This window comes from Kitasatospora sp. NPDC006697 (genome assembly GCF_042869935.1).
Classification (GTDB): Bacteria; Actinomycetota; Actinomycetes; order Streptomycetales; family Streptomycetaceae; genus Kitasatospora.
In genome coordinates this window covers 1-21686 of the sequence record NZ_JBIAGU010000028.1, presented here as the reverse complement: position 1 = coordinate 21686, position 21686 = coordinate 1, and the positions used below count along the sequence as shown (strand labels likewise).

Sequence of the window (21686 nt, the reverse complement as noted above, 5' to 3'; positions counted from 1 at the left end):
AGAAACTTGCTGCAAGACCTTTCAGCCGGGCTTTCAGCCCTGTTACGTTCCTGCCCAAGCCCGGTGCCGGCGCCAGTGCGGTAGGTGCCGCGGGGCCAGTATCGCCCCTCCAGCTCCCGGATCGGGCACCCACCCCCACCGTTTTCACCTAGGAGTTCTCATGCGGCGTGGCATCGCGGCCTCCAGTCTCGTTGCGGCCCTTGCCGTGACTCTCGCAGCCTGCGGCAGCAGTGGCTCGGGCAGCAGCACCAACGCCCCCGCGGCCGGCGCCTCGGTGGACCCGTCCAAGGTCAGCGGCACCGTGACCTACTGGGACACCTCGGACGCCAAGGCCGAGGCCCCGACCTACCAGGCCGTGATCGCGGACTTCCAGGCGAAGTACCCGAACATCAAGGTCAACTACGTCAACGTGCCGTTCGCCGACGCGCAGAACAAGGTGAAGAACGCCTTCTCCACCGGCGCCGACGCCCCCGACGTGATCCGTTCCGAGGTCGCCTGGACCCCCGAGCTGGCCGCCGACCACTACCTGCAGCCGCTCGACGGCACCCCGGCCCTGGTCAACCCGGACGACTACCTGCCGAACCCGGTCGCCGCCACCAAGTACGACGGCAAGACCTACGCCGTCCCGCAGGTCACCGACACCATGGCGCTCTTCTACAACAAGAAGATGTTCGCCGACGCCGGCATCACCAACCCGCCGGCCAGCGTGGACGAGCTGAAGGCCGACAGCGCCCAGATCAAGCAGAAGCTCGGCAAGACCGGCTTCTACCTGCGCGGCGACGACGCCTACTGGACCCTCTCGTTCCTCTACGGCGAGGGCGGCGACCTGGTGGACGCCTCCAGCAAGACCGTCACCATCGACAACGCGGCCGGCGTCAAGGCCTTCACCACCATGAAGGACCTGGTGGACTCCGGCGCCGCCAAGACCTCGGTCACCGACGGCTGGACCAACATGATGTCGGACTTCCAGTCCGGCAACGTGGCGATGATGATCAACGGCCCCTGGTCGCTGGCCACCATCAACCAGGGCGGCGGCGCCTTCGCCGACAAGTCCAACCTCGGCATCGCCGTGGTCCCGGCCGGCAGCGCCGGCCAGGGCGCCCCGCAGGGCGGCCAGTCCTACGCGGTCTACGCCGGCAGCAAGAACGTCTCCGCCTCGGAGATCTTCGTCCAGTACATGTCCTCGCCCGAGGCCCAGACGAAGATCCTCCAGGGCACCGGCGCGCTGCCCACCCGCAAGTCGGTCTGGGCCCAGCCGGACGTGGCCTCGATGGACGAGGTCAAGTTCTTCAAGGACGCCATCGACAAGGCGCACCAGCGCCCCTGGATCCCCGAGGGCGGCACGCTGTTCGCCCCGCTCGTGACCGAGTACACCGCGATGCTCTCCGGCAAGGAGAGCCCGCAGACCGCGGTCAAGAACGCGGGCGACGCCTACCGCAAGAACCTCGGCTGGAAGTAAGGAAAAGACGGGCATGGCTGCCGTGGACACCACCAGTCGGCCCGGCGCCCCGGCCGCGGGCGGGAACCTCCCCGCCCGCGGCCCGCGGCGCGCGGCCGGCACGGCTGGGCGCTTGCGCCTGGCCCTGAGCAAGCACTGGTACGCCTGGACACTGGTGGCGCCGGTCGTCATCGTCATCCTGGTGCTGGTCGGCTATCCGTTGGCGCAGGGGATCTACCTCTCCACCACCAACGCCAACGACAAGAACACCGAGAAGCAGATCGGCCAGTTCCTGCACATCCCGGCCAGCTACAAGAGCGTGGGGCTGGGCAACTACACCGACATCCTGTTCGGCGCCCACACCACGTTCTGGGCCCGGCTCGGTTGGACCGTCACCTGGACGGTCAGCTGCGTGGCGGTCTCCTTCCTGGTCGGCCTGGCGCTGGCGATGCTGCTGAACCGGCAGGTCCGGTTCCGCGGCCTCTACCGCACCATGCTGATCCTGCCCTGGGCGGTGCCGGCGTTCGTCTCCACGTTCAGCTGGCGGTTCATCATGAACAACGACCGCGGCTTCCTGAACCACGCGCTCCAGGCGATGGGCCTGCCCACCTTCGACTGGCTCAACGACCCGACGATGGCCCAGATCTCGGTGGTCATCGTCAACATCTGGCTCGGCTTCCCGTTCGTCATGGTCGCGATCCTCGGCGGACTCCAGTCCATCCCCGCCGAGCTCTACGAGGCGGCCGAGATGGACGGCGCCAGCCCGTGGCAGAAGTTCTGGTACATCACGCTGCCGGCCCTGCGTCCCGTCAGCAGTACCGTGGTCCTGCTCAGCACGATCTGGACCTTCAACATGTTCCCGGTGATCTTCCTGCTGACCAACGGCGGGCCCGGCGACACCACCCAACTGCTCGTCACCTACGCCTACAACGAGGCGTTCACCGGGATGCGGCAGTTCGGCGAGTCGGCCGCCTGGGGAGTGATCATCCTGCTGATCCTCGCGGTGTTCGCGGTCGTCTACCGCCGGGCGCTGCGCAAGCAAGGCGAGGTGTGGTGACCATGGCACAGAGCAAGAAGCGGTCCCCCGGGGCCTCGGCGGCGCTGCACGGCGCCCTCGCGCTGGCCTCCCTGGTGTCGGTCTTCCCGGTGCTGTGGATCTTCCTGACCTCGCTGAAGCCGGCCGGCCACGAGACCAGCACCAGGTTCTTCGACCACCCCACCCTGGCCGCCTACGGCGACCTGATCAGCCACACCAAGTTCCTCACCTGGTTCGGCAACTCGGTGCTGGTGGCCGGCTTCACCACGGTGATCGGCGTCTTCCTGGCCGCCACCACCGGCTACGCGGTCAGCCGGTTCCGGTTCCCCGGCATGCGGCCGGTGATGTGGACCCTGCTGATCACCCAGATGTTCCCGGTGGCGATCCTGATCGTGCCGCTCTACCAGCTGCTGGCCAAGCTGCAGTTGCTCAACCAGCCGCTCGGCCTGATCCTCACCTACCTGACCATCGCGGTGCCGTTCTGCGCCTGGACGATGAAGGGCTACTTCGACACCATCCCGACCGAGATCGACGAGGCCGGACGGATCGACGGGCTCAACCCCTTCGGGACCTTCTGGCGGCTGGTGCTGCCGCTGGCCCGGCCGGGCCTGGCGGTCACCGCCTTCTACTCCTTCATCACCGCCTGGGGCGAGGTCGCCTACGCCTCGCAGTTCATGACCGGGCTGGACAAGATGACCCTCGCCGGGGGCCTGCAGACCTTCGTCAACCAGTACACCCAGAACTGGTCGATGATGGCCACCGCCTCGGTGCTGATCGCGATCCCCGCGGCCGTCGTCTTCGTCCTGGTCCAGCGCCACCTGGTGGCCGGTCAGACCGCCGGCTCCGTCAAGTAGCCACCCCCAGCGCTCACCTACGTCCCCAAGGGATATGCCTCCATGACCCAGGCCCCCATGACCCAGGCTGCCACCACCCCCGGCACGGCCGACGCCGGCCGGCCCGCCCCCGCCCCGGCCGGCACCCCGGCGGCCGGCGAGTCCAGAGGCTGGTGGCGGGACGCGGTCATCTACCAGGTCTACCCGCGCAGTTTCGCCGACGCCAACGGCGACGGCATGGGCGACCTGCCCGGCATCCGCGCCCGCCTGCCCCACCTGCGCGACCTCGGGGTGGACGCGGTCTGGCTCTCCCCGTTCTACGCCTCCCCGCAGGCCGACGCCGGCTACGACGTGGCCGACTACCGCGCGGTGGACCCGATGTTCGGCACCCTGCTGGACGCCGACGCGCTGATCCGGGAGGCCCACGCGCTGGGCCTGCGGATCATCGTGGACCTGGTGCCCAACCACTCCTCGGACCAGCACGAGTGGTTCCAGCGGGCGCTGCGCGAGGGCCCCGGCTCCCCGCTGCGGGACCGCTACCACTTCCGCCCCGGCAACGGCGCGGACGGCGAACTGCCGCCCAACGACTGGGAGTCCATCTTCGGCGGGCCGGCCTGGACCCGGACCGCGAACCCGGACGGCACCCCGGGCGAGTGGTACCTGCACCTGTTCGCCCCCGAGCAGCCCGACTTCAACTGGGAGAGCCCGGCCGTCGCCGACGAGTTCCGCTCGATCCTGCGGTTCTGGCTGGACATGGGTGTGGACGGCTTCCGGGTCGACGTCGCCCACGGCCTGGTCAAGGCCGCCGGCCTGCCCGACCTCGGCGCCCACGACCAGCTCAAGCTGCTCGGCAACGACGTGATGCCGTTCTTCGACCAGGACGGCGTGCACGAGATCTACCGCGCCTGGCGCCGGATCCTCGACGAGTACCCCGGCCAGCGGGTGCTGGTCGCCGAGGCCTGGACCCCCACCGTCCAGCGCACCGCCAACTACGTGCGCCCCGACGAGATGCACCAGGCCTTCAACTTCCAGTACCTGGGCACCTACTGGGACGCCGACGCGCTGCGCCGGGTGATCGACGAGTCGCTGGACGCGATGCGCCCGGTGGACGCCCCCACCACCTGGGTGCTCTCCAACCACGACGTCACCCGGCACGCCACCCGGTTCGCCAACCCGCCCGGCGGCACCCAGCTGCGCGAGCCCGGCGACCGCGCGCTCGGCCTGCGCCGGGCCCGCGCCGCCACCCTGCTGATGCTGGCGCTGCCCGGCTCCGCCTACCTCTACCAGGGCGAGGAACTGGGCCTGCCGGACGTCACCGACCTGCCCGATGAGGTCCGCCAGGACCCCTCGTACTTCCGGGCCAGCGGCCAGGACGGCTTCCGCGACGGCTGCCGGGTGCCGATCCCGTGGTCCGGCACCGCCGCCCCCTACGGCTTCGGCCCGGCCGAGGGCGGCCCCAGCTGGCTGCCGCAGCCCGCCGAGTGGGCCGGCCTCAGCGTCGCCGCGCAGACCGGCGACCCGGACTCCACCCTGGAGCTCTACCGCAGCGCGCTGGCCGTGCGCCGGCAGCACCCGGCGCTCGGCGCCGGCGACGCCGTGGAGTGGCTGGAGACGCCCCCCGGGGTGCTGGCCTTCCGCCGCGACGACTTCCTCTGCACCGTCAACACCACGGCCGAGCCGGTGGAGTTCGCGGTCGACGGCGCCCTGCTGCTCGGCTCCGCGGGGGAGCAGCAGCCGGGTCTGCTGGCACCGGACAGCACCAGCTGGTGGGCGGTGTGACATGGTTGCAATAGGCTCTGGGATCGTGACTACCGCGCGACTCTCGGACATCGCCGCTCAGGCAGGGGTCAGCGAGGCCACCGTCAGCCGGGTGCTCAACGGCAAGGCGGGCGTCTCGGCGACCACCCGGCAGACCGTGCTGGCCGCCCTCGACGTGCTCGGTTACGAGCGGCCGACCAGGCTGCGCCAGCGCAGCGCCGGGCTGATCGGGCTGATCACCCCGGAGCTGAGCAACCCGATCTTCCCGGCGCTGGCCCAGGTGATCGAGCAGGTGCTCAGCCGGCACGGCTACACGCCGGTGCTCTGCACCCAGACCCCCGGCGGCTCGACCGAGGACGAACTGGTCGAGATGCTGGTGGACCGCCAGGTCGCGGGCATCGTCTTCGTCTCCGGCCTGCACGCCGACACCGCCGCCGACCACGACCGGTACGCCAAGCTGACCGGGCGCCAGGTGCCGTTCGTGCTGATCAACGGCTACAGCGAGCGGATCGCCGCGCCGTTCATCTCGCCGGACGACCGGGCCGCGATGTGGATGGCCGTGCAGCACCTGGCCGAGCTCGGCCACGAGAAGATCGGGCTGGCGGTCGGCCAGCGGCGCTACGTGCCGGTGCAGCGCAAGATCGAGGGCTTCACGGCCGCCATGCAGTCGGTGCTCGGCACCGGCGCGGCGGAGGCCGACGAACTGGTCCACTCCACCCTGTTCAGCGTGGAGGGCGGCCACTCGGCGGCCGGCGTGCTGCTGGACCGCGGCTGCACCGCCATCGTCTGCGGCAGCGACCTGATGGCGCTGGGCGCGATCCGGGCGGTGCGGCAGCGCGGGCTGAGCGTGCCCGGCGACGTCTCGGTGGTCGGCTTCGACGACTCGCCGCTGATCGCCTTCACCGAGCCCCCGCTCACCACCATCCGCCAGCCGGTCGAGGCGATGGCCACCGCCGCCGTCGACGCCCTGCTGGAGGAGGTCGGCGGCGAGAGCCCGCAGCGCACCGAGTTCATGTTCCAGCCCGAGCTGGTGATGCGCGGCTCCACCGGGGCCGCCCGGACGCGCTGACGGTCGGTCCGTACGCCGGTGCCCGCCGCTCCCTCGCGGAGCGGCGGGCACCGGCGTTGCCGTGCTGCGGCCGGGCGGCTCAGCCGTCCGTCTCCGGCCGGCGCTCGCGCTGCAGCCGGCCGGAGTCGTCGGGCTCGCCGGTGCGTGCCTCGGTGCGGCGGCTGCGGGCGAGGTAGTCGCGGACGATCAGCTCGACCGCGTCCTGCGGGTTGGCGGCGCCGCTGAGCATCATCACGTCGATGGCCAGATCGGCGTCCAGGCTGACGGTGACCTTGGGCATGGGCTCTCCTCGGGGGCTGAAGATCCCAGCATGACCCCAGGAGTGCCCGACGGAAACCGGGGATGCCCGGTGACGGCGGAAGGCCGCCCCCCGAACGGGGAGCGGCCTTCCGCCCGTCGGCCGGCGGCTGTCGGACACCAGCCGCCGGCCACCTGGTCCGTGGACCGGTCGGGTCAGACCCGGCCGGCGAAGTCCGGGGTGTAGTTGGAGATGGTCTCGAACTTCACGCCCGCGCTCGGGTTGGCGGCCTCGACGTACTGGCCGTTGCCCACGTACAGACCCACGTGGTAGACGCCGGAGTCGGAGCCGTTGTTCGACCAGAAGAGCAGGTCGCCCGGCTGCAGGTTGTTCAGCGAGACCGGGGTGGTGGCGGCGGCCTGGTCGGCGGCGACCCGGGGGATGGAGATGCCGGCCTGGGCCAGCGCCGCCTGGGTCAGGCCGGAGCAGTCCCAGCCGCCGTTGCTGCTGCCGCCCCAGACGTAGGCCTGGCCGACCTTGGACTCGGCGAAGTTGATGGCGGCGGCCATCGAGCCGGTGGCGGTCTGGGAGGAGGCCGAGGCGGTCCGCACCGAGGCGGTGGTGACCGGCGCGGACTGGGCCGGGGCCGGGGTGCTGTCCGAGCTGTCGTCGCTCTGCTGGGCCGGGGCGGCGACCGTCGTGGTGCCCAGGGTCAGCTTCTCACCCGGGTAGATGACGTTCGGGCCCTCGGTCAGCACCGACTTGTTGAGGTCGTAGAGCTTCTGCCAGCCGCCGTCCACGTGGTGGCTCTGGGCGATGGTGGAGAGCCAGTCGCCGGCCGCCACGGTGTAGCTCTGGGTGGTGGTCTGCGCGGCCGCGGTGGCGTCCTGGGAGGCGCCGCGGTGGTGGCTGTGGCGCTCGGCCCGGCCCTGGTCGCCGCCCTGCGCGGACTGCGACTGCTGGGTCTGGGGCTGGGCCTGCTGCGCCGGGGCCGCCTGCTGGGCAGGGGCGGACTGCTGCGCGGAGCCGCTCGGGTCGACCTGGGCCGGGGCGCCGCCCGCGGTCAGGCCCGCCTGGATGGAGCAGACCGGCCAGGCACCGGGGCCCTGGTCGGCGAGCACCTTCTCGGCGACGGCGATCTGCTGGTCCTTGGTGGCCAGGTTGGCCTGCGAGGCGTACTGCGTGCCGCCGTAGGCCGCCCAGGTCGAGGAGGTGAACTGCAGGCCGCCGTAGAAGCCGTTGCCGGTGTTGATGGACCAGTCGTTGGTGCTCTCGCAGGCAGCGACCTTGTCCCAGACCGAGACCGGGGCGGCGGAGGCGGTGGTGGCGGTGATGCACGGCAGGGCCAGGCCGAGGCCCAGGAGGCCGGTGGCGGCGATCGCGCGCTTGGCGGTGCGGGACGGACGGTTCGTGCCAGTCGTGGGCAGCATGAAGACGCGTTCCTCTCCTACGCCTGCGAGGTGAGCTGTCGGATTCGGGCTGGAGTTGCCCGGCCGCGCACTGCGCGGCTTCACCCCTAGCCCCGGTCTCCCGGGGCGGCTTACCTGGTTCCCCCGCTCCTGCCGTGGTCGCGTTTTCGCACCGCCAGCGGTGCCGGTGGCAGGACTCGGCGTCCGGCCCGCTGGGTCCGTGTGACCACGAACGGGGAGCACGTTAGACAGAGATAAGTTGAATCCGCAAACAGCTGTGAGCAGGGTCACAGCGTCTTCACCGGCTCTTCAAGATCGAAGTGTGCTACCAGCTGAGGGGCCGTCGGCTGGGGGCCGGGGAACTCGGCTGCTCCGTACCGGAATTGCCTGGGTTTCAGGCTGATGCGGTGTTCAAAACGGCGGGGCGCCGCGCGGCCGGCCGCGGCCCGGATCTCGGGACGGGGGCGGGCGGCGGCGGGTCGCGGCGCGCCCGAGTTACCAATTCGAGACCAATCGTCAACCCGCAGCCATATGTCCGTTTTGCACCTGCTGTTCATCCATCAGACGTCTGCCGCTAGCCCGCGGCGGTGCGGCGGGAGCGGCGCCGGGCTGCCGAGGGGCTGCCGAGGGTGCGGGGAACGGCGTGAGGCCCCGCTCCGGGTGCGGAGCGGGGCCTCACGGGGTTCTGGGGCGTCGGGGGGGGGGATCAGCCCTCCAGGGCCGCCTCCGCGGCTTCCCGGGCCTGCTCGGCCGGGTCGGCGGCCTGGGCGGCCTCGGCAGCGGCCTGGGCGGCCTCCTCTGCGGCCGCCAGCAGCGGCGGCAGCACCGACAGGTACGCCGAGCCGACCAGCTGAGCCACCGTCGGGTAGGCGCCGACCGGGGCCGCGCTCGGGCAGCCGGTCTCCTCGGAGGCGGTCAGCAGCAGCTCCGCGTCCACCTCGGGGCCGAGCACCAGCGGCGCCAGCGCGGGCCGCTGCGAGCCGGTGGCCCGCAGGTGGTCCACGGCGCCGGCCACCGAGCCGGGCACGTCCAGCGCGGCCGCCACCACCGGCACGGCCAGCCGGGCGGCCAGCAGCACGCCGGTGATCCCGGCCGCGGCGGCACCCTCCTCACCGCCGGCCGTGGTCAGCACCACGCCGTCGGCCGCGGTGGCGATGGCGAACAGCCGGGCCCGGTCGGCCCGGGCCAGGCCGGCCTCGGAGAGCCGCACGTGCACGGCCTCGGCCAGCAGCGGGTGCGGGCCGAGCACGTCGGTCACCGTCGCCCCGGCCTGCTCGGCCAGGTGGTGCAGCTCGGCCAGCGCCGGGTGCGGGCCGGCCAGCAGCGGCAGCAGCACCGGGACGGGCACGCCCGCCTCGGCCGCGGCGTGCAGCAGCTGGGCCACGGTCGGCACCGGCAGCGGGCCCCGGCCGTCCTGCCGGTCCTGGTCCTGCTGCTGGTCCTGCTGCTGGTCCGGCTCGGCGCCGGTCAGCCAGCCGGCCAGCACCTCGATGCCGGGCTGCTCGCCGCGGACCATCGAGATCAGCTCCTCGACCACCGCGACCGACTCCGGCGTCGCCGGGCCCGGCACGGCCAGGACCAGTGCGGGCGCGCCGGTCGGGACCTCGGGCCGCTCGGGCCGACGGTGGCGCCCCCGTGCCCGGGAGCCTGGCGTGCGGACGGGCAGTGGTGCGCCCGGGATGGCTGCAGTGCTCATGGCGCAGCATCGTAGGACATGCGCGCGATCACTCCTCATCCGGCTGCCGGTCGGCGGCAGTGGCCCGGAACTGCACCGATTCGTGGACCACGTCCACACGGAACCCGCGCCAGTCGTCCCCAAGGTGACGGAGAGTGAGGAATCGGCTGCGAAACTGATCGTCATTCCGCGCTGTCAATGACTGAACCGGTCAGGCCCTCGGTGGCGTCCTCTCCACACGGGGTGACGGATCGCGGCCTGATCCACCCTCAAATGTCCGGTTCTGTCCGATGGAATCTGTCGGATTGGCCATGATTTGTCACCGCAGGTGTGACTCCGTGCACGCGCAAAATCGCATGCCGATGCACGTGCATTAGCGTTATCATCACGACAAGTAAGGCATTCGCCCTGCCCGTACGAGCCGGAGGCGGCCGGCGGCCGGAGCGGTCGGGCGCCGAGCGCTATGAGCACTCCAGCTCTTGGGAGAAACCGATGCACCACACGTACAACGGCATGCCGGCAACCGACCTCGATGGCGTGGTCTGGCAGAAGAGCCGGCACAGCAACTCCAAGGGGAACTGCGTGGAGTTCGCCGCACTGCCGGGCGGCGCCGTCGCGATGCGCAACTCGCGCTTCCCGGACGGGCCGGCCCTCATCTACACCCGGGACGAGATCGAGGCGATGCTGCTGGGCGCCAAGGACGGCGAGTTCGACCACCTGGTGGCCTGACCGTCGGGGTGATGAGCCGTCAAGCCGCCTGCTGCACCGGGCGGTCGCAGGTGCACGGAGAGCCGCCGGGGGAAGGGTCCCCATGGCGGCTCTGTGCTGCCGGGGGCCGCTCGCCGCCGTCCCCGCCGCCGTCCCCGTGCCCTTTCGCGCTCCCGCCCGCATCCGCGTCCCCGCCCGGGCCCGGAAACGGCGAAACGCCGCGCGGCCGCGCGGCGTTCGGTGCACGTTCGGGGGGAGTACTGCTGCTGCGATCAGGCGGAGCGGCGGTGCCGCCCGCTCACGGTGCCGTCCAGCACCACCGCGGCCTGGGCGCAGGAGGACTCGTCGGCCTGGAAGAGCGCCCAGACCACCTTGCCGGTGCCGGAGGCCAGCGGGTGCCAGCCCCAGGACTTGCTGAACGAGTCCACCAGGTGCAGACCCCGGCCGGACTCGGCGACGAAGTCGGCCTCCCTGGTGACCGGGCCCTCGCTGCTCGGATCGCTGACCGCGCAGACCAGTTGGGGACCGCGGTGGACCAGGCTGATCCGGATCGGCAGCGATATCCGGCCGTCTGCAGGGCCGGCCTGCACCGGGAACGGCTGACGTCCCGGCAGATCCGCCGCGCTCGGCTGTCCGATCGCGTGCCGCAGTGCGTTGGTCACCAACTCGGAGGCCACCAGCGCGACATCGTCGAACAGATCGCTGAGACCCCAGTCCTGCAAGGAGGTTCTTGCGAAGTCGCGAGCAGTCTTCACCGCGTCATAGCGGGGTGCGAGGGTGCACGTCACCACGTCAGGATCGACGGCCAGGGCCGTACCGGTGCCCATGAAGAGCTCCTCCCATAAGGGGGCGGACACGGCTGGACCCGGCGGGGTCATGCCGGTCACCTCCGACTCGCTCGGCCGCTTCGCCAACCTCCCGACCACGTACAAGGGGTCGACAGAGGAGCCTGCGGGACTGTCACAGGGGGCGTGCAACTGCACGTGCACCATCGTGCTCTGTGCTCACGGCGGATGCAAGAGTCGATTCACGTGCAGTCGCATCATTGGCATATGCAGGAGCCGGATGCACGTGCATCGGAACGTGCCGATGGATGTGCCGATGGACGTGCTGATGCAAAATTGGTAGATCCTTGTACTGGTACAGGCACGCTGAGCGGCCGGATGATGGCAGACTGTGCGCTGATTTCCTGAGGCGGAGGTTCCCAAGGCATGACCACAGTGCAGCCCGGCGGCGGTTCGATGGTGCGCCGGATCCTCCTGGGCTCCCAGCTGCGCCGGCTGCGCGAGGCACGCGGTGTCACCCGCGAGGACGCGGGCTACGCGATCCGGGCCTCCGAGTCCAAGATCAGCCGGATGGAACTGGGGCGGGTCAGCTTCAAGGAGCGCGACGTCGCCGACCTGCTCACGCTCTACGGCGTGACCGACGGCGGGGAGCGCGAGTCGCTGCTCGGCCTGGTCCGGGAGGCCAACAAGTCCGGCTGGTGGCACAGCTTCAGCGACGTCCTGCCGGGCTGGTTCCAGACCTACGTCGGACTGGAGGAGGCCGCCTCGCTGATCCGCACCTACGAGGTGCAGTTCATCCCCGGCCTGCTGCAGTCCGAGTCCTACGCCCGGGCCGTCTTCGCGCAGAGCCGACCAGTGCTCAGCGAGGAGGAGATCGACCGGCTGGTCGGCCTCCGGCTGCGCCGGCAGGCACTGCTGACGGAGGGTCAGGGCCCGCGGCTCTGGGCGGTGATCGACGAGGCGGCGCTGCGCCGCCCGGTCGGCGGCCCCAAGGTGATGCGCGGTCAGCTGCAGTACCTGATCGACGTGGCCGAGCAGCCCAACGTGGTGATCCAGGTGATGCCGTTCCGGTTCGGCGCGCACGCCGGCGAGAGCGGCGCCTTCAGCATCCTGCGCTTCCCGGAGCAGGACCTCGCCGACGTGGTCTACCTGGAGCAGCTGACCAGCGCGCTCTACCTGGACAAGCGGGACGACGTGGACGCCTACGTGCAGGTGATGGAACGGCTCTGCGTGGACAGCCTCACCCCGGAGCGCACCGTCGACCTGCTCAACACCATCCTGACCGAGAGCGAGGGCTGAGCCCCGGCGGCCTCAGGGCTGCCCGGCCTCCAGCCGCGCCGAGCTCTCCGGCTGCGGGGGCCGGCCCAGCTCCCAGGGCAGCCCGTAACGGGAGAACAGGTCGGCGCGGATCGGCGGCAGAGGGGTCTGTGCCCCCGGCAGCAGCACGCCGATGCAGCCGCCCATCAGCGCGCTGCGCAGCACCGCGTGCTCGGCCACCGGATCCGCCGCGCCCCAGTCCGCCAGCACCTCGCGCAGGATCGCGCCCAGCTGCTGCTGCTCCGGGTCCTGCACGAAACCGCCGACGTCCGGGTCGAGGATCAGCGCCAGGTGCGAGCGCATCACCCGGGGGTGGTCCAGCGCCGTGCGCAGCACCTGGTCGATCGCCGCGGCCAGTCGCTCCTCGGGCCCGGCGGAAGGCGCCAACGCGCCCAGCGCGGCCGCGAGTTCCAGGTGCATCAGGCGGTGGGTGGCCGACTGCATCAGGAGTCGTTTGCCGTCGAAGTAGTACGAGACCAGCCCGCGGGCGAGGCCCGCGCGCTCGGCGATGTCGGCGAGCGTGGTCGCGGCGTAACCGTGCTGGTCGACCAGCTCGACGGTGGCCCGCATCAGCCGCCGACGGGAGCGCAGCCGCATCTCCTCGTTGACCGATTCCCCGCGAGGTGCCATCGTGTCAGCTCCGTACGTTGGTTGGTCCTGGGCCAATATACTTTGTCCAGGTGGCCGGCTCGGCGCCCGAGGCGAAGGCGAGCGCGGGCCCGTACGGATCCGGCGCCGGACTCACCAGAACGGGGGACTGGTGAGACCGGCGCCCACCGGAGCGGCATGGGCGCCGATCCGGTGGGCGTGGTGTTCCGGAGGTGCTAGGTCAGACCCGTCATCAGACCCGTTCCCGCGGGGCCGCCTCGGAGTCCGCGGCCCGGCGGTAATCGTAGTCCGGCACGGAGCGCAGCACCTCGGTCCTGCGGCGGTCCAGCAGGGCACCGGCCGCCGTCACGAGCAGGCCGACCAGGGCCACGCCGGTGACCAGCAGCACCGCGTCCCGGTAGCCGGTGAGCTGGGCCGAGGTGCTGGTGCCGCCGTTGCTGCCCGCCGTCAGCACCGCCGTGGTCACGGCGAGCACCAGGGCGTTGCCGATCTGCATCGCGGTGTTGACCAGGCCGGAGGCCAGGCCCTGCTCCTCGTCGGCCACGCCGTTGGTGGCGGCGATGTTGGCCGAGGGGTAGAAGAGCGCGAAGCCGATGCCGAGCAGCACCATGGTCGGCAGCACCAGGCCGAGGAAGCCGCTGTGCGCGCCCAGCCGCAGGAAGAGCAGATAGCCCAGGGCCATCGCCAGGCTGCCCAGCGGCAGCAGCCGCCCGGTGCCGAAGCGGTCCACGATGGCGCCCATCTTGGTCGCGGACAGCGCCACCAGCGCGCCGGCCGGCAGCAGCGCGAAGCCCATCTTCAGGGCCGACCAGTGCAGGGTCTGCTGCAGGTAGAGGGCGACCACGAACTGGAAGCCCGCGTAGGAGCCCATCAGCAGGAAGGCCGTCAGATTGGCCCGGGCCACGCTGCCGTTGCGGAAGATGCCGAGCCGGACCAGCGGGTGTGCGGTGCGCTGCTCGATCAGCAGGAAGGCGGTCAGCAGCACGGCGACGGCGACCAGCGAGCCGATGGTGCGCGCGGAGGCCCAGCCGACCTGCTGCGCCTCGGTGACCGTGAAGACCAGCAGCAGCAGCGCCGCGGTGCCGGTGATCGCACCGAGCACGTCGTAGCCGCCGGCGCCGCGCTGGTGGGCCTGGCGGGGGAGCACCCGCAGGGCGAAGACCAGCGCGACCACCGCGACCGGGACCGGCATCAGGAAGGTCCAGCGCCAGCCCACCGAGGTGAGCAGGCCGCTGAGCACCAGGCCCAGCGAGTAGCCGCTGGCGCCGCAGGTGGTGAAGATCGACAGCGCCTTGTTGCGCGCCGGGCCCTCGGGGAAGGTGGTGGTGATGATGGAGAGCGCCGCCGGGGCGGTGAAGGCGGCGGCGGCCCCCTTCAGGAAGCGGGCGCCGATCAGCAGCCCGCCGTCGTCCAGCACGCCACCGAGCAGCGAGGCGGCGGCGAAGACGCCCAGCGCGGCCAGGAAGACCCGGCGGCGGCCGAGCAGGTCGGCCGCGCGGCCGCCGAGCAGCAGCAACCCGCCGTAGCCGAGCACGTAGCCGGAGACCACCCACTGCAGGGTCGAGGTGGAGAGCTTCAGGTCGGAGCCGATCGAGGGCAGGGCGACACCGACCATGGAGACGTCCAACGCGTCCAGGAAGAGGGCGGCGCAGAGCACGATCAGGGTCCCCCAGAGGCGGGGGCTCCATTGCTCGGCGGTCGACGGAGCGTCAGCGGGTGTTGCCTGCTTGCCGGGTGATCCGTGGTTGGTGGTCGTCATGGAGAGGAGACTACATGCACGTGCATCCAGTGCAAGCGAATTTAATGCGGCTGCAATTTGTTCATGTGCATCTGCTAGGATGCGCCCGTGTCTTCCGACGTTGACCCGGCCCAACCGGCCGATCTGGTGACCGAGTGGCGCGCCCTGCTGGCCCGCCACGCGGCGACGGCCTGCGCCCTGGACCGCGAGCTGGGCGAGCACTGCGGCCTGGGCATGAGCGAGTTCGAGGTGCTGGAGCGCCTGGCCGAGGACGAGTCGGGCGGTGGGCAGCTGCGCGTGCAGGAGCTGGCCGAGAAGGTGCACCTGAGCCAGAGCGCGCTCTCCCGGCTGATCGGCCGGCTGGAGAAGACCGGCCTGGTCGAGCGCCACATGTGCCCCGAGGACCGGCGCGGCGTCTTCGTGCTGCTCTCGGAGTACGGCCACCAGCGCTACCAGGAGGCCCGCCCGCTCCACCGCGAGGTCCTGGAGCGGACGTTGACGGAGCCTCCGGCCGGCGCCTGAGGGCCGTCCCCCGGGCGCGCTAGCTAGCGCAGCGCGCCCAGCCCCGGCGCCACCGCCAGCAGCAGCGCCGCGGCCGGCGCCGCCAGAGCCAGCAGGGTCAGCCGCAGCCGCCCGGAGACGGGCAGCCGCGGCTCGCCGGCCAGCAGCCGGTCCACCCGGCGCGGCGCCTGCGCTGCCTGCCCCGGCGGCAGTCCGCCCGGTCCGAAGACCCCGCGCCCGGCGTTGATCTCCACCATCGCGTGCGCCGTGGTCATCCGGCCGTGCCGGCGGGCCGCCCGGTCGTCGGCGGCCAGCTCCACCAGCTCGCCGACCTGCTCCCGGAAGGCGGTGAAGACCCCGACCCGGGGGAAGCCCGCCGCCAGCGCCTGGGAGAACTGCGAGAGCCAGTGGTGCCGGGCCCGGACGTGGCCCTGCTCGTGGCTCAGCAGGGCGGCGAGCTCGCGGTCGGTCAGCCGGCTCAGCGCGCCGGTGGTGACCACCAGCCGGGACTGCGCCCCGGGCACCGACCAGGCCTCCGGGCGGACGCTCTCCAGCACCACCAGGCGCTCCCGGCGGGCCGGCGCGTCACCCATCCCGGCCGGCAACTCCGGAGCCCGGTGTGCGAGTTCGCGGTGCAGATGGTCCCGCTGGGCGCGCGCCGAGCGGAACTCCCGGACCAGCGAGACCGCCGTCCAGAGCCCGCCCGCGGCCAGCAGCGCCGCGCAGAGCCGGCCCCAGCCCTCGCCGCCCGCCAGTCCGTAGGCCGCCTCCACCCCGGTCGGCGCGCCGCTGAAGAGCAGTCCGCGCACCGCGGGCAGAGCAGCGGAGAGCGAGATCAGCAGGCTCAGCAGGCAGCAGAGCAGCACCGCGACCACCAGGCACTGCCAGACCAGCAGGGCCAGCACCGGTTCTCGCTCGGCCCAGCGGGCCCGCGCCAGCAGGAGCGGTCCGGCGGTGGCGAACAGCGCACCGAGCAGGAGCAGGCCGAGCAGGGCCGTCATGGCAGCAGGTCCCCCCGGGGGAAGGCGCGACATTACGCTGCGGTCAATCTAGGTCCTCGCCGGGCCCGGGGAGAACCACCCGGCGGCCGCCGTGACCAAGAGCACGTGCGGGCGTCAGAGCGCCAGCAGCATCGCGAACATGCCCACGCCCATGGCGAGTCGGCAGGCCTGCGGGACCGGCCCGCGGGCCGGTCCCGCAGGCGGCCCGGCGGCGGTCAGCAGCCGGCTGCCCGACCAGAGCGCGTAGCAGCCGAAGTAGAGCAGCAGCAGACCGGTGAGGACCGGCAGCCCCGTCGGCATCGCCATCCCCGGGTGCCGGTCCGGGCCGTGCATCGCCAGCGCCATGTAGACCATCGCCGCCGACCCCACCGCGTGGTGCAGCCGGTGTGCCCGCAGCCGCCCCCCGCCCGGTCCGGCGGCCGCGACCAGCGAGCCGGCCCCGAGCAGCCCGAAGAGCACCACCCAGAGCGGGGTGGGCAGCCGGTCCCCGAGCGTGATCATCACGGCCGTGCCCAGGCCCATCGCGGCCTCCGCCGCGTCCGAGCCGCGCGAGCCGTGCCGGGGCGCGCCCGCTCCGGCCGGCCGGGCGCCGCGCAGCCGCAGCAGACAGAGCGTGCCGGTGGCGCCGGTGAGCAGCACCAGCAGCACGCTCAGGACGGCTGGTCCGTGCATCGTGGCTCCCCCGGCCGCTGGCGTCGCCCGGGCAGTCCGGGCCCGTCCACGATCACCCGGAGCGACGCCCTGACAGCAGGGCGCGCACGGGGGCGCATGGAAGTGCGCAGCTCGGCGGGGTCACGGGCGCACGCCGGGGCAGCGCCGACCGGCGGTGCCCGGGTGGCGGCGGACCGTGGCGCCCGGGAGGCTCGAACCGACCGATCCGCCCAAACCGGCGCCGCCGCAAGGGTTTGCGCGCAGCTGCGAGCAGCCCGCAGATTCTCTTTCGTACCCCCCCTTGAACAGGAGAACCTTTCGTCTTTATCGTGTTCTTGACTCAATAACTTCTGTCGAAGCAGGTCTCCTATGCAGAATCTTTCGTCGAAGCTCGCTGCGGCGGCCGACCTTCCCGCTACCGGCCTCCCCGGACCGGCCCTCGCCGACCACCCCGCCTGGCTGCGCCTCAAGGGGGCCGTCGAGACCCTGCGCCCGCTGCAGGACAAGGACGGCTCGATCGACCTCAACGCCGTCCAGCGCGGCACGGTCGACCCGCTGGTCGCCACCGTGCTGGAGTCCGTCCAGGAGCTGGCGCCGTACTTCCCGCACGACGCCGCCTACCTCGAGGCCCTCCAGGCGGACCTGCGCAAGTGGGCCGACACCGGCTACCGCGAGCCCGACTTCCTGGACTCGCTGCTGGCCTTCCAGCCCGCCGCCGACCGCGTCGACGGCCTGCCGCACCTGGTCGTCTTCCCGATGTACACGCAGAACGGCAACCCGGACCGCAACCTGGAGGCCGTGCTGCTGACCGTCGTCTGGCCCGACTGGCTGGCCGAGCTGGAGCGCACCCGCTTCGACAACCCGATGTTCGTGCCGATCACCTTCACCGACTTCACGGCCGGCTACGACACCAACTCCGCCGTGCTCTTCCCGGAGACCGTCGCCGTCCGCAAGGCCCCCGAGCGGTTCACCTGGGGCGGCATCTTCTGCGACCGCGAGGCCGCCCGGTTCCGCGCCGTCTCCGGCTCCGCCGTCCAGCAGCTGGGCCTCGAGATCCCGGCCGACGCCGCCGAGCTGATCGCCGACCAGGACCGCGCCCAGCAGACCTTCGTGCTCTGGGACCTGGTGCACGACCGCACCCACAGCCACGGTGACCTGCCCTTCGACCCCTTCATGATCAAGCAGCGCAGCCCGTTCTGGATGTACGGCCTGGAGGAGCTGCGCTGCGACCTGACGGCCTTCAAGGAGGCCGTCCGGCTGGAGGCCGAGGGCTACTCCCAGGGCCGCGACGTGCAGTACGCGATCCTCTTCGACCGCCTCTTCCGCTTCCCGGTCACCGGCGGCCGGGTCCGCAACTACGACGGCATGGGCGGCCAGCTGCTCTTCGCCTACCTGCACCAGCACGACGCGCTGCGCTGGCGCGACAACCGCCTGACCATCGACTGGGACCGGGCCGCCGAGGTCACCAACGCGCTCTGCGCCGAGATCGAGCAGCTCTACCGGGCCGGCATCGACCGCCCCAAGACCGCGCACTGGATCGCCGCCTACCAGCTGGTCGCCCGCTACCTCACCCCGCACCCCGCCTCCACCTGGGCCAAGGGCCCCGAGGCGCTGCCGCTGGACACCACCGACGCCCGGGCGCTCAACAAGGCGCTCTGCGATGCCGTCCACCCCGACGAGTTCCCGCTGAGCATGTTCTACGAGGCCCTGTCCAAGAAGCTGCGCGGCGTCATCGCCGCCACCACCGGCATCACCGGTGCCGGCATCCAGGAGGTCGCCGCGTGAGCACCACCCTCGGACTCCACGGCAAGGTCATCGCGGTCGCCGGCGCCAGCGGCCCGGCCGGACGCGCCACCCTGCGCCGGCTCGCCGCCGGCGGCGCCACCGTGATCGGCGCCGACATCGACCAGCAGCGCCTGGACGCCGCCGTGGCCTCGGTCGCCGCCGCCGTCCCCGGCGCGAAGATCAGCGGCCAGGTGATCGACCTGCTCGACCCGCAGGAGGTGCACGACTGGGCCGACCACCTGGAGGCCGAGCACGGCCGGGTCGACGGCCTGCTCCACCTGGTCGGCGGCTGGCGCGGCAGCAAGACCTTCCACGACTCCCGGATCGACGACTGGGACTTCCTGCACGACACCGTGGTGCGCACCCTGCAGCACACCTCGCTCGCCTTCCAGCCCGCCCTGCTGCGCAGCGAGGCCGGCCGGTTCGCGATGATCGGCGCGGCCGCCGCGCACAAGCCCACCGCGGGCGGCGCCGCCTACGCGGCCGCCAAGGCCGCCACCGAGGCCTGGGCCCTCGCCATGGCGGACTCCTTCCGCAAGGAGACCACCGACCCCGAGGGCACCCCGACCGCGGCGGCCGTCATCCTGGTCATCAAGGCCCTGCTCTCCCCGGAGATGCGGGCCGAGAAGCCGGAGGCCAAGTTCACCGGCTACACCGAGACCGCCGACCTGGCCGACCACCTGGCGGACCTCTGGTCCCGCCCCGCAGCAGAACTGAATGGACAGCACCTGTGGCTGACAGCCCGATGAGCACCACCACCGACGCGGTGCGCCACCACGACCCCGCCGTGCGCGGGTTCGCCAGTGACAACTACGCCGGTGTCCACCCCGAGGTCCTGGCAGCCATCGCGCTCGCCAACGGCGGCCACCAGGTCGCCTACGGCGAGGACCAGTACACCGAGCACCTGCAGACCGTCTTCCGCCGCCACTTCGGCGAGCGCGCCGAGGCCTACCCGGTCTTCAACGGCACCGGCGCCAACGTGGTCGCGCTGCAGGCGCTGCTGCCCCGCTGGGGCGCGGTGATCGCCGCGGAGAGCGCCCACATCAACGTGGACGAGTGCGGGGCGCCCGAGAAGGTCGCGGGCATCAAGCTGCTCACCGTGCCCACGCCGGACGGCAAGCTCACCCCCGAGCTGATCGACCGGCAGGCCTACGGCTGGGACGACGAGCACCGGGCCGCCCCGCTCGCCGTCTCCATCACCCAGAGCACCGAGCTCGGCACCCTCTACACCGCCGAGGAGATCCGGGCGATCTGCGAGCACGCCCACGAGCGCGGCATGTTCGTGCACCTGGACGGCTCCCGGCTGGCCAACGCCGCCGCCTCGCTCGGCCGCCCGTTCCGGGAGTTCACCACCGACGCCGGCGTCGACGTGCTCTCCTTCGGCGGCACCAAGAACGGCCTGCTGCTCGGCGAGGTCGTGCTGGTGCTCAACCCCGAGCGGGTCCGCAACATCAAGTACCTGCGCAAGATGTCGATGCAGCTCGCCTCGAAGATGCGCTTCGTCTCGGTGCAGTTCGAGGCGCTGCTCACCGGCGACCTCTGGCTGCGCAACGCCGGGCACGCCAACGCGATGGCCCAGCGCCTGGAGACCGCCGTGCGGGAGATCCCCGGCATCACCGTGGTCCGCCCGGTGCAGGCCAACGCGGTCTTCGCGGTGCTGCCCCGGGAGGTCAGCGAGCGGCTGCAGAAGCGCTACCGCTTCTACTTCTGGAACGAGCAGACCGGCGAGGTGCGCTGGATGACCGCCTTCGACACCACGGAGGAGGACATCGACGCGTTCGCCAAGGCGATCGCCGAGGAGATGGCGGAGCAGACGGCGGGCTGACCCCCGCGTCCCCGTGGTCCTGGCCGCTGCTACTCCCCGAGGAGCAGCGGCCAGACCGCGTTCTCGGCCAGTGGCGACCAGACCACGTCGCCGTGGCCGAGGCCAGGCACCACCCGGTAGTCCACCCGGGCCCCGCCGGCCCGGATCAGCCGGGGCGCCAGGTCGTGGTCGCCGCGGCCCAGCTCGGCGTTGACCCAGCGCACCTCGGCGCGGATCGCCGCCCAGTCGATCCGGTACACCTCGGAGCGGCCGCCCCAGAGCGCCGCCAGGTCGCGCAGCAGCGCCACCGGCTGGACCCCGCTGCCCAGCGCCGCCATCGCCCGGGCCCAGACCTCCAGGTCCAGGGCCTCGCCGCCGGCGCTGTGGCCCCGGTGGTAGATCCAGTTCGCCGGACCGGGCAGCTCGGCGGTCCTGGTCAGCGCGTACTCCAGCTGGGCAAGGACCTCCGGATTCCCCGCCCCGGCGGCGAAGGCCGCCTTGAGACCCGGGTCGAGCACCCGCTCACCCGCGGCGAGCAGCTGCTGGAACTGCGTGCAGAGCCGCCCGGCCCGCTCGGCGAGCTGCGGCTCGGTCGCCGGGTCGTACGGACCGGTGGTGTCCAGGACCAGCACCCGGCGGGCGGCGCAGCCCGGCTGCGCCGCCAGGTCGAGGGCGAGCGCCGCGCCGGCGGAGTGGCCGAGCAGGTCGTAGGGGAGGCCGACCACACGCTCGATCCCGGCGAGCACCCGCTCGGCATCGGCACGGTGGGCGGCCAGACCCCAGCCGGCGGCCCCGCTCGGGTCCTGGGCGTCCTCGCGCGGGGTGATGCCGACGGGGAGGTACCCGCGGCCGGCGAGAACCTCCACCAGGCTGCGCCCCCGGGCCACCGCGAACGAGGCCCTGGCGTTCAGCCCGCCGCCGGGCAACAGGACGGCGACGCGCTTCGGCGCTTCTGCGCCGACCGGAAAGACGTCGACCCTCACCGGGAGATCCCGGCAGGCCTCGACCAGTTGTTCTGTCATGCTCACGAGTTCCGACCCCTCCCGCTGACTGCCGATCAGAATGCCCGAGAGCCGATTTGCCTGTCGCGGCCGGCTACCCGTACAGTTCCGGAGTCGCCGCGAGAGGGGCGACGGAGCGAGTCGGAAGAAGAAACTCCGGTAAAACGGAGCGAAACGAGTCTGATAAGCTCTGCGAAGTAAGAACGAAGCGCCCGGAGAGAACGCGAGAGCGGGATCGAAGGAAGTGTCCGTTCCTTGAGAACTCAACAGCGTGCCAAAAGTCAACGCCAGATATGTTGACATCCCCGGCCTCGGTCATTGTGATCGGGG

20 protein-coding genes and 1 riboswitch are annotated in these 21686 nt (G+C 72.0%); of the genes, 11 read left to right on the top strand and 9 right to left on the bottom strand.

Annotated elements, in window-relative coordinates:
• The first annotated feature begins 160 nt into the window (after nt 1–160).
• The 5 genes from ACFYNO_RS30540 to ACFYNO_RS30520 are packed head-to-tail and all read left to right on the top strand — an operon-like array spanning nt 161 to nt 6134.
• On the top strand, nt 161–1459 hold the full coding sequence (locus tag ACFYNO_RS30540) for an extracellular solute-binding protein (protein WP_388019799.1): 1299 nt from the start codon (nt 161–163) through the stop codon (nt 1457–1459).
• Between the two features lie 13 nt (nt 1460–1472).
• Nucleotides 1473–2495 carry a carbohydrate ABC transporter permease gene (locus tag ACFYNO_RS30535; RefSeq protein WP_388019796.1) on the top strand — a complete coding sequence of 341 codons (1023 nt, stop codon included), beginning with the start codon at nt 1473–1475 and terminating at the stop codon, nt 2493–2495.
• Nucleotides 2496–2497: 2 nt separating this feature from the next.
• Nucleotides 2498–3328: a sugar ABC transporter permease gene (locus ACFYNO_RS30530; RefSeq protein ID WP_388019793.1), complete on the top strand. Its 831-nt coding sequence runs from the start codon at nt 2498–2500 to the stop codon at nt 3326–3328.
• Between the two features lie 57 nt (nt 3329–3385).
• The gene (locus tag ACFYNO_RS30525; protein ID WP_388020021.1) at nt 3386–5086 is read left to right on the top strand and encodes a glycoside hydrolase family 13 protein; all 1701 of its coding nucleotides are present in this window, start codon (nt 3386–3388) and stop codon (nt 5084–5086) included.
• Nucleotide 5087: 1 nt separating this feature from the next.
• Complete coding sequence (locus ACFYNO_RS30520) at nt 5088–6134, top strand: LacI family DNA-binding transcriptional regulator (RefSeq protein WP_388019790.1); 1047 nt, start codon at nt 5088–5090, stop codon at nt 6132–6134.
• A gap of 79 nt (nt 6135–6213) precedes the next feature.
• On the opposite strand, the gene ACFYNO_RS30515 is transcribed toward ACFYNO_RS30520, so the two are convergent.
• The 3 genes from ACFYNO_RS30515 to ACFYNO_RS30505 form a co-directional block, all read right to left on the bottom strand.
• Nucleotides 6214–6414 (bottom strand): hypothetical protein, encoded by a 201-nt coding sequence (locus ACFYNO_RS30515; RefSeq protein WP_388019788.1) that lies wholly within the window; start codon nt 6412–6414, stop codon nt 6214–6216.
• A gap of 173 nt (nt 6415–6587) precedes the next feature.
• On the bottom strand, nt 6588–7802 hold the full coding sequence (locus ACFYNO_RS30510) for a transglycosylase family protein (RefSeq protein WP_388019785.1): 1215 nt from the start codon (nt 7800–7802) through the stop codon (nt 6588–6590).
• Between the two features lie 7 nt (nt 7803–7809).
• A riboswitch (cyclic di-AMP (ydaO/yuaA leader) is annotated at nt 7810–7953 on the bottom strand.
• Between the two features lie 534 nt (nt 7954–8487).
• On the bottom strand, nt 8488–9477 hold the full coding sequence (locus ACFYNO_RS30505) for a hypothetical protein (RefSeq protein ID WP_388019782.1): 990 nt from the start codon (nt 9475–9477) through the stop codon (nt 8488–8490).
• Nucleotides 9478–9948: 471 nt separating this feature from the next.
• Between ACFYNO_RS30505 and ACFYNO_RS30500 the strand changes: the two genes are divergently transcribed.
• A complete protein-coding gene (locus ACFYNO_RS30500; protein WP_388019779.1) occupies nt 9949–10185 on the top strand; it encodes a DUF397 domain-containing protein in 237 nt (78 codons plus the stop codon).
• A 251-nt stretch (nt 10186–10436) separates the two neighbouring features.
• On the opposite strand, the gene ACFYNO_RS30495 is transcribed toward ACFYNO_RS30500, so the two are convergent.
• Nucleotides 10437–10991 carry an ATP-binding protein gene (locus ACFYNO_RS30495; protein ID WP_388019776.1) on the bottom strand — a complete coding sequence of 185 codons (555 nt, stop codon included), beginning with the start codon at nt 10989–10991 and terminating at the stop codon, nt 10437–10439.
• A gap of 384 nt (nt 10992–11375) precedes the next feature.
• Here ACFYNO_RS30495 and ACFYNO_RS30490 point away from each other — a divergent pair, with 384 nt between their 5' ends.
• The gene (locus ACFYNO_RS30490; protein WP_388019773.1) at nt 11376–12248 is read left to right on the top strand and encodes a helix-turn-helix domain-containing protein; all 873 of its coding nucleotides are present in this window, start codon (nt 11376–11378) and stop codon (nt 12246–12248) included.
• A 12-nt stretch (nt 12249–12260) separates the two neighbouring features.
• On the opposite strand, the gene ACFYNO_RS30485 is transcribed toward ACFYNO_RS30490, so the two are convergent.
• Both ACFYNO_RS30485 and ACFYNO_RS30480 read right to left on the bottom strand, forming a co-directional pair.
• The gene (locus ACFYNO_RS30485; protein WP_388019770.1) at nt 12261–12896 is read right to left on the bottom strand and encodes a TetR/AcrR family transcriptional regulator; all 636 of its coding nucleotides are present in this window, start codon (nt 12894–12896) and stop codon (nt 12261–12263) included.
• A 211-nt stretch (nt 12897–13107) separates the two neighbouring features.
• Nucleotides 13108–14634: an MFS transporter gene (locus ACFYNO_RS30480; protein ID WP_388019767.1), complete on the bottom strand. Its 1527-nt coding sequence runs from the start codon at nt 14632–14634 to the stop codon at nt 13108–13110.
• Nucleotides 14635–14721: 87 nt separating this feature from the next.
• On the opposite strand from ACFYNO_RS30480, the gene ACFYNO_RS30475 reads away from it, so the two are divergent.
• A complete protein-coding gene (locus ACFYNO_RS30475) occupies nt 14722–15135 on the top strand; it encodes a MarR family winged helix-turn-helix transcriptional regulator (RefSeq protein WP_388019764.1) in 414 nt (137 codons plus the stop codon).
• Between the two features lie 23 nt (nt 15136–15158).
• Here ACFYNO_RS30475 and ACFYNO_RS30470 read toward each other — a convergent pair whose 3' ends face one another.
• Together ACFYNO_RS30470 and ACFYNO_RS30465 are read right to left on the bottom strand one after the other, a co-directional pair.
• On the bottom strand, nt 15159–16115 hold the full coding sequence (locus ACFYNO_RS30470) for a M56 family metallopeptidase (RefSeq protein WP_388019761.1): 957 nt from the start codon (nt 16113–16115) through the stop codon (nt 15159–15161).
• Nucleotides 16116–16229: 114 nt separating this feature from the next.
• Nucleotides 16230–16787 (bottom strand): DUF5134 domain-containing protein, encoded by a 558-nt coding sequence (locus ACFYNO_RS30465; RefSeq protein ID WP_388019758.1) that lies wholly within the window; start codon nt 16785–16787, stop codon nt 16230–16232.
• A gap of 348 nt (nt 16788–17135) precedes the next feature.
• Here ACFYNO_RS30465 and ACFYNO_RS30460 point away from each other — a divergent pair, with 348 nt between their 5' ends.
• From ACFYNO_RS30460 to ACFYNO_RS30450, 3 genes are read left to right on the top strand one after another with little or no spacing between them, the layout of a single operon-like run.
• A complete protein-coding gene (locus tag ACFYNO_RS30460; RefSeq protein ID WP_388019755.1) occupies nt 17136–18551 on the top strand; it encodes a DUF6421 family protein in 1416 nt (471 codons plus the stop codon).
• A complete protein-coding gene (locus ACFYNO_RS30455; protein ID WP_388019752.1) occupies nt 18548–19300 on the top strand; it encodes an SDR family oxidoreductase in 753 nt (250 codons plus the stop codon). The genes ACFYNO_RS30460 and ACFYNO_RS30455 overlap by 4 nt, the downstream gene beginning before the upstream one ends.
• A complete protein-coding gene (locus ACFYNO_RS30450) occupies nt 19297–20376 on the top strand; it encodes a threonine aldolase family protein (protein ID WP_388019749.1) in 1080 nt (359 codons plus the stop codon). Before ACFYNO_RS30455 ends, ACFYNO_RS30450 begins: the two co-directional genes overlap by 4 nt.
• Before the next feature lie 29 nt (nt 20377–20405).
• On the opposite strand, the gene ACFYNO_RS30445 is transcribed toward ACFYNO_RS30450, so the two are convergent.
• Nucleotides 20406–21383: a hypothetical protein gene (locus tag ACFYNO_RS30445; protein WP_388019746.1), complete on the bottom strand. Its 978-nt coding sequence runs from the start codon at nt 21381–21383 to the stop codon at nt 20406–20408.
• Between the last annotated feature and the right edge of the window lie 303 nt (nt 21384–21686).